Annotated in this window: 8 protein-coding genes and 1 pseudogene; 5 read left to right on the top strand and 4 right to left on the bottom strand. The window is 44.6% G+C overall.

What is annotated here, in order from left to right:
- Window positions 1-2: 2 nt before the first annotated feature.
- Window positions 3-3077, top strand: a complete 3075-nt coding sequence (gene rne, locus CAG69_RS21060; RefSeq protein WP_161446072.1) for a ribonuclease E — start codon at window positions 3-5, stop codon at window positions 3075-3077.
- Window positions 3078-3409: 332 nt separating this feature from the next.
- On the top strand, window positions 3410-4969 hold the full coding sequence (locus CAG69_RS21055; protein WP_005396973.1) for a SulP family inorganic anion transporter: 1560 nt from the start codon (window positions 3410-3412) through the stop codon (window positions 4967-4969).
- A 60-nt stretch (window positions 4970-5029) separates the two neighbouring features.
- On the opposite strand, the gene CAG69_RS21050 is transcribed toward CAG69_RS21055, so the two are convergent.
- Window positions 5030-5479 carry a low molecular weight protein-tyrosine-phosphatase gene (locus CAG69_RS21050; RefSeq protein ID WP_046874419.1) on the bottom strand — a complete coding sequence of 150 codons (450 nt, stop codon included), beginning with the start codon at window positions 5477-5479 and terminating at the stop codon, window positions 5030-5032.
- A 117-nt stretch (window positions 5480-5596) separates the two neighbouring features.
- Between CAG69_RS21050 and cobO the strand changes: the two genes are divergently transcribed.
- Complete coding sequence (gene cobO, locus CAG69_RS21045; RefSeq protein ID WP_005396966.1) at window positions 5597-6202, top strand: cob(I)yrinic acid a,c-diamide adenosyltransferase; 606 nt, start codon at window positions 5597-5599, stop codon at window positions 6200-6202.
- Window positions 6203-6264: 62 nt separating this feature from the next.
- On the opposite strand, the gene CAG69_RS21040 is transcribed toward cobO, so the two are convergent.
- The 3 genes from CAG69_RS21040 to apbC form a co-directional block, all read right to left on the bottom strand.
- On the bottom strand, window positions 6265-8352 hold the full coding sequence (locus CAG69_RS21040) for an AsmA family protein (RefSeq protein WP_161446070.1): 2088 nt from the start codon (window positions 8350-8352) through the stop codon (window positions 6265-6267).
- A gap of 188 nt (window positions 8353-8540) precedes the next feature.
- Complete coding sequence (gene udk / locus CAG69_RS21035; RefSeq protein WP_005396962.1) at window positions 8541-9182, bottom strand: uridine kinase; 642 nt, start codon at window positions 9180-9182, stop codon at window positions 8541-8543.
- Window positions 9183-9362: 180 nt separating this feature from the next.
- Window positions 9363-10439, bottom strand: a complete 1077-nt coding sequence (apbC, locus tag CAG69_RS21030; RefSeq protein WP_161446068.1) for an iron-sulfur cluster carrier protein ApbC — start codon at window positions 10437-10439, stop codon at window positions 9363-9365.
- Window positions 10440-10601: 162 nt separating this feature from the next.
- On the opposite strand from apbC, the gene metG reads away from it, so the two are divergent.
- Both metG and CAG69_RS21020 read left to right on the top strand, forming a co-directional pair.
- Window positions 10602-12677: a methionine--tRNA ligase gene (gene metG, locus CAG69_RS21025; RefSeq protein ID WP_161446065.1), complete on the top strand. Its 2076-nt coding sequence runs from the start codon at window positions 10602-10604 to the stop codon at window positions 12675-12677.
- A gap of 210 nt (window positions 12678-12887) precedes the next feature.
- A pseudogene (locus CAG69_RS21020) lies at window positions 12888-13374 on the top strand (hypothetical protein); the annotation flags it as partial.

Raw genomic sequence — 13374 nt, 5'->3', positions numbered from 1 at the left:
AAATGTTAATTAAAGCAACTCAAAAAGAAGAGTTGCGTGTCGCTCTGGTTGATGGCCAGCGACTTTTCGATCTTGATATCGAGAGTCCAGGTCATGAATCTAAAAAAGCGAATATCTACAAAGGACGTATCACACGTATCGAACCAAGCTTAGAAGCCGCATTTGTTGATTACGGCGCCGAGCGTCACGGTTTCCTTCCTCTCAAAGAAATTGCCCGCGAATATTTCCCTGAAGGTTACACCTACCAAGGTCGTCCAAGCATCAAAGAAGTGCTAACGGAAGGCCAAGAAGTAATCGTTCAAGTGGAAAAAGAAGAACGTGGGAGCAAGGGCGCTGCTCTTACTACTTTCATTTCTCTTGCTGGTAGTTACCTTGTTCTGATGCCTAACAACCCTCGTGCTGGCGGTATTTCTCGTCGAATCGAAGGTGACGAGCGAACTCAACTAAAAGCCGCATTAAGTACTTTGGAACTGCCTCAGGGCATGGGCCTGATCGTACGTACTGCTGGCGTTGGCAAGAGTGCTGAAGAGCTTGAGTGGGATTTGAATGTACTACTGAACCACTGGGGTGCAATCAAAGGTGCAGCGGACTCTAACCCAGCTCCATTCTTAATCCACCAAGAAAGTAACGTTATCGTTCGTGCAATCCGTGACTATTTGCGTCGTGATATTGGCGAAATCTTAATTGATAGCAACACCATCTACGAACGTGCAAAAGAGCACATTCAATTGGTGCGCCCTGATTTCCTTAACCGCGTTAAGAAATATGAAGGCGAAGTTCCACTATTCAGCCACTACCAAATCGAAAGCCAAATTGAATCGGCTTTCCAACGTGAAGTGCGTCTGCCATCTGGTGGTTCTATTGTTATTGACCCGACTGAAGCACTAACGTCTATCGATATCAACTCTGCTCGTGCAACCAAGGGCGGCGATATTGAAGAAACAGCTCTAAACACGAACCTAGAAGCAGCCGACGAAATTGCTCGCCAATTACGTCTACGTGACTTAGGTGGCTTAGTGGTTATCGACTTTATCGATATGACCCCAGTTCGTCACCAACGAGAAGTAGAAAACCGTCTACGTGAAGCCGTTCGTCTTGATCGCGCTCGTGTACAAATCGGTCGTATTTCTCGCTTTGGTTTGTTGGAGATGTCACGCCAGCGCTTGAGCCCTTCTCTAGCAGAAGCAAGCCACCACATCTGTCCTCGCTGTAGCGGAACTGGTGTCGTTCGCGACAACGAATCTCTAGCTCTTTCTGTACTTCGTTTAATTGAAGAGGAAGCGCTAAAAGACAACACAGCACAAGTACTTGCAGTCGTACCTGTGCCAATCGCCTCTTACTTATTGAACGAAAAACGTCGTTCAGTAAACCATATCGAACGCATTCAAGAAGTGAAAATTACGGTAGTTCCAAACTCTGATATGGAAACACCGCACTTTGAAGTTATCCGTGTTCGTGAAGGCGAAGAGTTCGATCTGATTTCTTACTTACTTCCTAAGAAACTGGAAGCAATGAAAGAAGCAGAAGGTAAAGAACCAGCGGAAGTTGACGTAAAACCAAAACGAATTGAAGAGCCAGTTCTTAAAGGCTTTGCGGCTCCGTCTCAAACCGCACCTGCACCAGCAGCTAAACCAGCTCCTGAGGCGAAGAAGAAAGAACAAAAAGTTGAACAAGAAGAGAAACCTGGATTGTTCAGCCGTCTGTTTAAAGCTCTTGGTAGCTTCCTATTCGGTGGTTCTGAAGAAGTAAAAGAAGAACCGAAGCCTCAGGAAGAGAAAAAGCCAAATCGCGATAATCGACGCAACAAACGTGATCGCAATGATCGTCGTCGCAATAACAACCAACGCGATAATCGTGAGAACCGCGACAATCGTGATAACCGTGATAACCGACGTCGTCGTAAGCCTCGTGATGAGCAAGCGAATGAGCAAAACGAAGCTCAACAACAAACCAATAAACAGCAAAACCGCAACCAAAAGCGTAAGCCTAAAACTCAACAAGCAGATAAAGCCCAAGAGCAAAAAGCAAATGCAAAAGTAGCGGAAAAAGGCCTGCAGCTAGCGGCAGAAGCTCGAACTGAAACAAAACCAGAAGAGAGCAAACCAAAGCAACAAAACGCGAAAGCAGAAAAAGTGAAGGAGCGTCGCCAACGTCGCAAACTGAACAAATCTGTACGCGTTAAAGACCAAGAAGCGGTTGAGAAGAAAGCAGAAGAAACGGCGGTTAAGACTCAAGAAACAGTTGAAACCAAAGTTGAGAAGCCAACAGAAGCAGCGGTAGAAGCACAGCAAGACAACAAGCAAGCAGAGTCTAAGCAACGTCGTAACCGTCGTTCGCCACGTCACCTGCGTGCAAGCGGTCAGCGCCGTCGCCGTGGTCGCGATCGCCGTCCTAACCCGTTCCGCCTGCGTAAAGGTGGTGTAGCTTCTCCTGAGATGGCTATGGGTAAAGTAATGCCACGCTACATTCCGAAACCTGCACCTAAGAAAGAAGAGCAAGTTAATGAAGAAGCAGTAGCAGCAGTACCTACAATGCAAGGTGGCTTTGCTTGTCCAGAGATGGCTATGGGTAAAGTGATAATTCGCCGCGAGCAACCTGTTGTAACAGAAGCGCCAGTTGTTGAATCAAAGGTTCAAGAAACAGTTGAAGCGAAAGTGGAAGCTCCAGTAGTAGAAGCACCTGTTGTGGAAGCAGTAATCGCAGAAAAAACTGAATCGGCAGTAGTAGAAACAGCTTCGGTAGAGCCTATCGTTGAAACTCCTGCGACTGAACATGCTGAACCGGTTGATGCCATTGTAGAAACGGCACCTGCTGAAAAGCCTGTGGTTGAAGCAGCAAAAGAGATTGCAGCCGAAGCGCCAGTAGCTAAACCAGAGCCTAAAGTCGAAGCCATTAAAGTTGCGGCTAAGCTAAACGCTAGCGCACCGATGACGAAAGCACCTGGCCCTCAAGAGCTACGCGAAATCACGGTTGCAGCAGCACCGTTCAAAACCGAACGTTACCAAGCTAAAGGTGCGGGTAGCCAAGTGGCTAAAAACCGCGCATCGGCAGAGATGACAAAGCCTAACTTTAACTAGGCTAAATCATTACGTTCAACTGCTTAACGGCATAAATAAATTAAAGGCTACCATCTGGTAGCCTTTTTTATCTTCATATCTGCCCAATAAATTGTTCATATAAATACCAATTCGTGATCACATTTGTACGCCATTATTCGTATCATTCTTGAACTTAATCACACTTTTCGGTAGCATGCGCCGACTCAAGTTTTCGACACCATTCTGATGCTGCTCTTTTAATACTACGGTTTACACTGCAATGTTTGATTAGAAATCAACCACTCAGTGGCTTGTGCAAATACGAATATGTGTCGGGTTTAACTCATTGCAAAGAGAACTTAAAAACAAACATGTTCGAATTTCCCCAATTTTCTAAGCACTCCGTAAAAAATGATGTGCTATCAGGCTTAACCGTTGCGCTAGCATTGGTTCCTGAAGCTGTCGCATTTGCGTTCGTCGCAGGCGTAGATCCGATGGTCGGTCTTTACGCTGCATTCATCGTTGGTCTTATTACTTCCATTTTCGGTGGTCGTCCCGGCATGATCTCTGGTGCAACAGGTGCCATGGCAGTCGTAATGGTTTCGCTTGTCGCGACTCACGGTGTCCAGTACCTATTCGCAGCCATCATGCTCGCTGGTATCCTTCAAATTGCCGCTGGTATGTTTAAATTGGGTAAGTTCATCCGTATCGTGCCTCACCCTGTGATGATCGGTTTTGTAAACGGTCTGGCTATTGTTATCTTCCTAGCTCAGTTGGGTCAGTTTAAAGCGCCAGATATCAACGGCATGCTTACTTGGCTACCACAAGACCAAATGCTGCTAATGCTTGGTTTGGTTGCGCTAACTATGGCAATCATTCACTTTCTACCAAAAATCACAACGGCTGTACCCTCTTCACTTGTTGCAATCGTAACGGTGACTGCTTTAGTGGTTGGTTTGGATCTGGAAACTCGCACTGTTGTTGACTTCTTGCGTACAATGTCTGGTGATGAAGCGGCAACACTCGCAGGTTCACTGCCGACCTTCTCTATTCCGGCGGTGCCATTTACGCTAGAAACTCTACAAATCATTCTTCCATACGCGATCATTCTCGCGGCCATTGGTCTAATTGAATCTCTACTAACACTGACAGTTTTAGATGAGATGACGAATACTCGTGGTCAATCTAACCGCGAATGTATCGGTCAAGGTATGGCAAACATGACTTGTTCTGTGTTTGGTGCTATGGGTGGTTGTGCAATGATTGGTCAGTCGATGATCAACGTAAACTCAGGTGGTCGCGGTCGTCTATCTGGTATCGTTGCTGCTATCGCTCTATTGATGTTTATCTTATTCGCTTCTTCGTTAATTGAAATGATCCCACTCGCTGCTCTGGTTGGTGTGATGTTCATGGTTGTCATTGGTACATTCGAATGGGCAACATTTAAACTAGCGCGTCGCGTACCGAAGCAAGACTTCTTCGTTATTGTTCTTGTGACCGTTGTTACTGTTCTTACTGACCTAGCCGTTGCCGTAGCGGTTGGTGTTATTGTTTCTGCATTAATGTTTGCATGGCAACACGCTAAGCACATCTATGCCGACACATGCTTAAACGAGGAAGGTTCAAAAGAGTACAAGATTCACGGTCCTATTTTCTTTGGTTCTGCCGCTAACTTCTTGGAGTTGTTTAACGCGCCTGAAGATCCAAAAGATGTGATTGTCGATTTTGCAGACTCTCGCGTGACGGATCACTCCGCAATTGAAGCGATTGAAACACTAGCAGAGCGTTACAACTCTCAAGGTAAAACACTACACCTTCGCCACCTAAGTCCAGATTGCCGCAAGCTTTTAGATAAAGCGGGCAGCTTGGTTGAAATAAATGTGAAGGAAGACCCAAGCTACAAAGTGGCAACCGACATTTTAGCGGGTTAATACAAATAAAAAGGGATGGGCTCAGCTCATCCCTTTTCCTATTGTCTTCAAGCCCGGCGATTATAGCTTCTTCAAAATCTCCTCTGATGCCTCTTCGATTAAATCAAGCACCAGTTCAAAGCCATCTTTTCCACCATAATATGGATCAGGGACTTCATCGTAATCTGACCCAGAATGACTTAAAAATAACGATACTTTGTGTCGATACTTCAACGGACAAATATCCAATAAATCGGCTAAATTTGCTTTATCTGCGGCTAATATCAGGTCAAACTTTTCAAAGTCATCAATGGTAACTTGACGCGCACGCATTCCTTTAAAAGAGTAACCTCGCTGCTTTCCTGCGGCCATTGCCCTTGAATCCGGTGGGTTTCCTGCGTGGTAGCCAATCGTACCTGCCGAATCAACCTCCACGGCAATACCCAACTCTTGAGCTTTCGCTCTTAACACTGCTTCTCCGGTTGGTGACCGACAAATGTTTCCCATACAAACAACAAGTATTTTCTTCATTTTATTCCCTGAATTATCGGTGGTTTTTCTTCACGATATGTTGGTCTATCATAGCGAGATAAATCAATGAACCCAAATTAGCTTGGGCACAGCACGAAAAGGAATTGAGGAAGTATTATGTCTATCGAAGAAAATAAAGAAGCACGCCATAAGGCTCGCCAACAAAAAGTCAAAGAACAGGTAGACGCAAAAATTGCTGCTGCTCAAGAGGAAAAAGGTCTGCTACTGATCATTACCGGAAATGGTAAAGGTAAATCGACATCAGGGTTCGGTACGATAGCACGCGCAGTAGGTCATGGTTTGAATTGTGCTGTCGCGCAGTTTATTAAAGGTACTTGGGATAATGGTGAGCGCAACCTACTTGAGAAACTCGGCGTTGAATTCCAAGTAATGGCGACCGGCTTTACATGGGAAACTCAAAACAAAGCCGCTGATACCGAAGCAGCGCAAGGCGTATGGCAAGAATGTAAGCGCATGCTCAAAGATGAATCTATCGATGTGGTTCTTTTTGACGAGCTGACGTACATGGTGAGCTACGGCTACATTGATTTAGACGAGGTCGTTGAAGCGCTGAACAACCGCCCTAAAATGCAGTCGGTTGTCATTACTGGTCGTGGCGCTCATCGCACTCTGATTGAAATGGCTGATACCGTTTCTGAAGTGAAGAATGTAAAGCATGCATTTGAGTCAGGCGTCAAAGCGCTGAAAGGTGTCGACTGGTAAAGCTCACCAGCAGAATTAAAAAAGGGTTGGCTAATGCCAACCCTTTTTGCTTTGGCTCGAATCTAATTGAATAGATTCTTTATCAAACCATCGACTGCTTCTTTGGTTTTTTCGTCTTTGATCTTGTCCGTTAGCTTCTCTACGCCACGATCGATTTCTTTCTGAGCTTTCTGCTTCAGAACATCATCAAATACGAGCTTGAATTTAGGATCCGCCCACTTACCAGACACATTGATTGGAATCGTGATATCTTTCAGCTCATCTATATCTTTGCCGCCTTGGCCTTCTAGGCTACCTACGACTGATGTGCTGATAGTAAAGTTAACAGTTTCATTGATGTAGTTTGCGGTGCCTTTACCACGAACACGGAGCAATGGAGACTGAGCTTGCATATTATCCGTTGATACGACACCTTTATTGAGCTTCAATGTCGCCGTCATCGCACTAAAATCTGTTTTCTTAACTTCATTGGTGCCTTCGACTTTTTGCCCTTTAAATTTCGCGTAGTTTTCACGAATCAATTGAGCAACGTTGATGCCATTTACCGCACCGTCAGCAAAATTGATAACAACCGTACCAGAAAGATTCTTCTTGATACCGGTAGGCGTTAGACTCTTACCGGTAACATTCACATCAATGTTACCCGTCCCTTCAAGCTTGTCGTTATCAGCGACATCAATAAGTAACGGTTGAACTTTCACGCCTTTGATTGACTTTTTCACACTGTAAGTCGCTGGTGACTTGCGTGCATCTAACTTCGCTGTCGCTGAGATTGTGCCTTGGTACAGCTTCGAACTAAATGAAGTAAGCTCAAATACGCCACGATTTACAGTGAAGCTCGTTTTTACCGCTTCCATCTTCGCATTTGCCGCTTTGAATTTGTCGATGGTAATGTCACCCTTTACATCTAACGTTTTCAACGCAGACAAATCAGGCTCAACCTCAGACCCAGCTGGAGCACTCTCGCCACCAGAAGCAGGCTTATTACCTTCGGAATCTTGCTGATCTAATCCTAAGAATTCATCAAGATCGATATTTGGGCTGTGGAGAGCAAATCGTACTTTAGGAATATCGCCAAGTGTCACATCTGCCTTACCATCTAAGGCAATAGCATTCGCTGTTAACTTCTCTAGGACAAAACTCAGGTGGTTTTTCGTTAGGTCGAAAGACAGATCAGACACCATGTCGACTTTCATCGGTGACTGAGGTAATGCATCACCCTCAAAAGTCGATTTAAGAGTTAACTTATCCAACTGCACTTTGCTGATAGCCTTGTCTACACTAAGTTGACCAGCACCCTGCATATCTAACTTCATACCACCAGCGTCGCCCTTCATGGCATAAGTCAGGTTATTTACTTTATCGAATTCAAACGTATCTAAACCGATCGTTGCCGATTCAATCTTATTGGCAGGATCAGAGTATGTCGCATCAAAGTTGATGTTCTTTAGCGCGTAGTTTGCCAAACCTTTTTCTAGCTTAAAGTCGGCCTGACCTTTCGCTGTGAACTTTTGGTCATTCATTTCGCCCTTCACGCCAAAATCAGCCGTTGTCCAGTTGTCAAAAGCGAATTCGGAAAGGTTTAATGAGATATCATAAAGTTTGGTGTAACTACCGGCTTGCTTATCCTGCATTTCTAATGAGCCATTAGAAACCGTAACACCAGCAAGATTAATGCTCCAATCAGAGCCAGAAGGCTGCGTTTCACCATTTTGCGTAGGCGCAGTATCGCTCGCTTGCTCTGCTTGTTGTGTTTGGGCTTTCGTCAATGCATCAATATTCTTGCTGCCATCTTTCTTGGTTTCGATATAGAACTCAGCCCCATCAAGCGTGACGTTTCCAATTTCAAGCTGTTGGCTAAAAAGTGGCATGACAGAGATGTCTACACCAACGGTATCAACTTTGAATAAATTGGGTTTGCTAAAGCCTTGTGGGTTTCGCAATTCTGTATGTCCCAACTCAAAGCCGATCGATGGGAAAAATTGCCAACTGATATCTCCTTCAATCACTAGTTCTAAACCGGTTTGCTTTTGCGCTTGCTCAACAATAAGGGGCTTAAACTGGTTAGGATTGACGAAGATGGTTAACGCTAAAATTGCGACCAAAATGACCACAATCGGTATTGCTAGAATTAAGAGCAGTTTCTTCATTTGTTTTTCCTTGCTCGAGTGTTTTTACAATTATAAGCGCAGACTCCATTTACCGCTGACAGTTCCACAAAAGCGTGAAAAATGTCTGGTTTTAACCTGCAACTGACTAATTTAAAATCAAAAAAAGAAGTGGCACTTAAGGTGCCACTTCTTCTCTTAAAAATAAAGCGATATAGCCGTCTAAAGGCTTAAGCTTTCAAAAGTCTTGCAATGTGAGCTTTTAATACATCGATTGCGATACGGTTTTTACCACCGCGAGGAACAATAATGTCCGCATATTGCTTAGAAGGTTCGATAAACTGCATGAACATCGGACGTACTGTTTGTTGGTACTGCTTGAGAACAGATTCCATAGTTCGGCCTCGTTCTTCCACGTCACGCTTAACACGACGAAGCAAACAAATATCTAACGGTGTATCCATAAATACTGTCGCGTGCATCAAATCACGAAGACGAGGGTCAGTAAGAAGAAGGATGCCTTCTAGAATGATCACCTTTTTAGGCGTCATTGTGGTCGTGTTACTTGTTCTTGTGTGTTCAGTGTAGCTGTACTCAGGTACTTCTACTGCTTCACCACGTACCAATTTTTCAAGGTGCTCACACAGTAGGTCGTGGTCCAACGCACTCGGGTGATCGTAGTTCGTCTTTACTCGCTCTTCCATGCTTAGGTGGCTTTGGTCGTTGTAGTAGCAATCTTCCGTGATGACACCGATTTGATGATCGCCTACTTTCGCGCGAAGCTCATTATAAATAGTGCTCGCGATCAGACTTTTTCCAGAAGCAGAAGCGCCAGCAATACCTACGATGACGCATTGATTATTATCAGACATTAGTTTGCACCCGATGATGATTTCTAGTCACATAAAAAGATAAACTGCCTGATTATAGGGAGTTCACCCCATAGTTACTAGTTGGAATTAGGGTTTAGTCATAAGTTTCTGCCTGCTCAGAGGATTAACCTCCGAGCAAACGTTAAAATGTGCAATTATCAACCAACAGGCATAGTAAACTTAGTTCACCATTGTAAAGCTAATCGCATCTGGTTTTGCTTTGCCTTGCCAAAACATCGTGCTACATACGCGATCGGCAAGTTGCTTATAATACCCTGCATGCTCACTTTCTGGGCGTCTTGCTACCGTTGGCACGCCAGCGTCAATATCTTCTCGCATAGAGATATGAAGCGGAATTTGTCCTAACAATGCTAAGCCAAATTCTTGCGACATTTTTTCAGCTCCGCCCATACCAAAAATATGCTCTTTCGCGCCACATTGACTACAAATGTGATAACTCATGTTTTCCACAACACCAATAACCGGGACATGGACTTTGTTAAACATTGCCGCTCCCTTCCTTGCATCGGCAAGGGCTAAATCTTGCGGTGTTGTGACTAGCACGCTACCTGTTACCGGAATTTGTTGTGACAGAGTCAATTGAATATCCCCCGTACCTGGCGGCATATCAATCACCAAATAATCCAAATCTGGCCAATCTGTTTCAGTTAATAACTGCGACAACGCTTTTGAAGCCATTGGACCGCGCCATATCGCCGCTTCTGATTTATCCACCAAATAACCGATAGAATGAGTATAGATGCCCTGAGCAAAAATGGGTTCCATCCACTTGCCATCACGAACTTCTGGTTTAGCATCTTCTTGCCCCAACATCATAGGTACAGACGGACCATAGATATCTGCATCCAACAATCCCACTTTCGCCCCAGATTGAGCAATTGCCAACGCTAAGTTAACTGCGGTAGTAGATTTACCAACGCCACCTTTCGCAGAACTGACGGCAATGATGTTCTTAACACCCTTAACCGAGTTAGCCACTTGAGTTTCTAAAGCTTTAACTCCAAGGCGAATATTAAATGGGAATTCAGCCACTTTACCCGAGGCTTGCTGCTGTTTGATCCAGTCATGTAGTACGGTTTGAAGCTCATTACTTGCGAATGGCAACGTTATATCAATAGAACCCTGTGTCGTAATCGAAATTGCGCCATGAACATCTGCCCAGTTTTCCACCAACTGTGGATGTTGGAATTGGTTAAACCAGTGACAAAAATCTTGTTTTGAAGTGAACTGATGCATAAGCCCTCCTTTTAGATGTCATGCTACCACCGTCCAGGCTCAACCAGAACCCCAAAAAAACTAAGGCATTCCGCAGTTTGACACCTTGGAGTTAGTCAGTTCATGGGGTAGTATTATCCATCAAAATTTATTTATACCTATCAAGAAAAGCGAATATTAAGTATGGCAAACGATCCAAGAAACTTTCCGTCAAGGAAAATGCTGGTAACTTGTGCCCTTCCGTACGCTAACGGTTCGATCCACCTTGGTCATATGCTTGAGCATATCCAAGCGGACATTTGGGTTCGTTACCAACGCCTACGCGGCAACACTGTAAACTTCATCTGTGCTGACGATGCTCACGGCACGCCAATCATGCTTAAAGCGCAACAGATGGGTATTACTCCTGAAGAAATGATTGCCGCAGTTAGCGAAGAGCACCAAAAAGACTTCGCTGGATTTGATATCAGCTTTGATAACTACCACAGCACACACTCAGATGAGAACCGTGAGCTAGCGTCACACATTTATCTTGAGTTGAAGAAAAATGGCTTTATCTCTAGCCGCACTATCTCTCAGCTGTTCGATCCAGAAAAAGAGATGTTCTTACCGGACCGTTTCGTAAAAGGTACCTGTCCAAAATGTAAGTCTGAAGACCAGTACGGTGACAACTGTGACAACTGTGGTGAGACTTACAGCCCAACAGAACTGATCAATCCTAAATCTGCGGTTTCTGGTGCGACGCCAGTAATGAAAGATTCAGAGCACTTCTTCTTCGACCTGCCTCAGTTTGAAAGCATGCTAAAAGAGTGGACTCGCTCTGGCTCGCTACAAGCTGAAACAGCGAACAAAATGCAAGAATGGTTCGAATCTGGTTTGCAGCAATGGGATATCTCACGTGATGCACCATACTTTGGCTTCGAGATCCCTGGTGAGAAGAACAAATTCTTCTACGTATGGCTAGACGCGCCTATCGGCTACATGGGCTCTTTCAAAAATCTATGTGACAAGCGCGACGACCTAGATTTCGACGAGTATTGGAAAAAAGACAGCTCAGCAGAGCTGTACCACTTCATCGGTAAAGACATCGTTTACTTCCACAGCCTATTTTGGCCAGCAATGCTAGAAGGTTCTGGCTTCCGCAAGCCTAACAACGTATTCGTACACGGTTACGTAACCGTAAACGGCGCGAAAATGTCGAAGTCTAAAGGTACGTTCGTAAAAGCAAGCACTTACCTAGAGCACCTAGACCCTGAGTGTCTACGTTACTACTACGCTGCGAAGCTAAACAGCCGTATCGATGATCTAGATCTTAACCTTGAAGACTTCACTCAGCGCGTAAACGCTGACGTTGTTAACAAGATCGTTAACCTGGCATCTCGTAACGCAGGTTTCATCGCGAAACGTTTTGAAGGCAAACTGTCTGACAACTTTGCAGAGCCTGAACTTTACAACGAATTTGTTGCTGCTGCTGACCGTATCGCTGAGCTTTACGAAACGCGTGAGTTTGGTCGTACAATCCGTGAAATCACGGCATTGGCAGACAAAGCTAACCAATACGTTGATGAAAAAGCACCGTGGGTTGTAGCAAAAGAAGAAGGCAAAGATCAGGAACTACAAGACATCTGTTCTGTCGGTATCAACCTGTTCCGCGTACTGATGACTTACCTGAAACCAGTAATGCCATCGCTAGCTGCGCGTACTGAAGCGTTCCTAAACCAAGAGCTAACTTGGGAAAACATCGCTGCTCCACTAACAGGCCACGAGATCACTAAGTTCAAAGCACTGTTCAACCGTATCGATCCGAAGAATGTTGAAGCGATGATCGAAGCGTCTAAAGAAGATGCGGCGGCAGAAATGGCGGCGAAAGAGAAAGCTGAAGCGGAAAAGAACAAGGCTAGCCAAACCGAGCTAGACAAAGAACCAATCGCTGAAGAGATTGAGTTCGATGCTTTTGCTGCAGTAGATATGCGTATCGCTCGTATCATCTCTTGTGAAGAAGTACCAAAAGCCAACAAACTGCTTAAGTTCCAATTGGACATCGGTGGTGAAACTCGTCAGGTATTCTCTGGCATCAAGTCAGCTTACAAACCTGAAGAGCTAGAAGGCAAGCTAACGGTAATGGTAGCAAACCTAAAACCTCGTAAGATGAAGTTTGGTATGTCTGAAGGTATGATCCTAGCGGCAGGCCCTGGTGGTAGCGACCTGTGGATCCTTGAGCCACACGAAGGCGCTCAACCTGGCATGCGCGTAATGTAAGTTGTAGCTTTACGATCAAATTTAAAAAGTCCTCGCCAGTTCAGCGGGGACTTTTTTTGACTAAATTCACACTTTTGGGGAATTTATGCACCAAACTTGTACAGCATCTTTCCCATCACAAGCCTAACTTACTGTTTTAATATAAGCTAATTAGTGGCATCAAAACTGCAATCTTCCTTGTTAGGTCCAAACACTAACAAGGAGTTGGTTATGTTTGTTTTGATTTCCACACTATTGTCCATCGCTATTTTAGCCGGAATATATCACTTATCTTCTAAACGAGAGCAGCAACATGCGCGCAAATATCAGCTGTTAACATTGTTGCGAGATGTTGTTCACCTTCTGAGACACCACCGAGCTGCTACTCACTACTCGCTTCAATTCCAACAAAACGATCAACAAAAATTGGACGCTCTTCATGATGCTCTGACTAACAAGCTGCATCTTTTAGTCGAAACATCACGGTTTGAAAACAAACCCATGTATCGCGTATTACAGATTAAAGTAGGGAAACTACTTGAACAATGGAATGACCATAGTGTTGCAAGAAACCAGATGGAGCATGGTAAGTTAATTCGTCATTGCTTGTTTTTGATGGATGAAGTAACCATCGCATGGCTAGCGGTTGAGCAAAGAGATGACTTACATAATGAGTATCACATGAACTGGCAAAACATTATGGATAGCTTGGAGACCC

Source organism: Vibrio sp. V43_P6S15P86 (assembly GCF_009904725.1).
GTDB lineage: Bacteria > Pseudomonadota > Gammaproteobacteria > Enterobacterales > Vibrionaceae > Vibrio > Vibrio diabolicus.
Note: the sequence above shows the minus strand (reverse complement) of the source record. Positions and strands in the feature narration are given on the sequence as shown.